1 pseudogene is annotated in these 452 nt (G+C 64.2%); it reads right to left on the bottom strand.

The annotated features are described in order from the left end of the window. A pseudogene (locus ACF8FB_RS26330) lies at nt 1–452 on the bottom strand (hypothetical protein); the annotation flags it as partial.

The following is a 452-nucleotide window of genomic DNA, read 5'->3' on the forward strand; positions in this document are numbered from 1 at the left end:
TGCATCTGTTCGTACAGGGTGTTGATGCGCCCAAAGGCATTGGCAGCGGCATGGGCTTGCCTGGCAAGCGCTTCCGGCAGGGCGAAGGATGACGCTGACGGCGGTTCGGCCTTGGCGGCTTCCAGCAGCGCCGCCAGTTCTTCCCGCAGGTCCTCCTGGTTGTAGGTGATGCCGCGTATTGCCAGGTTGCCCCGGTCTGCCACGTCACTGCGCCACCAGTGGTCCAGTACCTTCGTGCCCTCTTCACTCAACTCCATGCCGATCACGCACTGGCCGGTCTGTTCGGCAAAGGCCAGGCCGTTGATGAGGTCGGCGTTGTCGTAGCGGTCCAGCGCCTGCAACAAGCGTTCGCTGACCACCCAGCGGGTATGGTCCTTGGCGCGGTCCTCGGCGGCTTGCTGGGCGTGTTGCATGGCCTGCTCGAAACCGTCGAGCTGATCGTGCATGGCCTG

Source organism: Pseudomonas sp. yb_2 (genome assembly GCF_043103905.1).
Lineage (GTDB): Bacteria > Pseudomonadota > Gammaproteobacteria > Pseudomonadales > Pseudomonadaceae > Aquipseudomonas > Aquipseudomonas alloputida.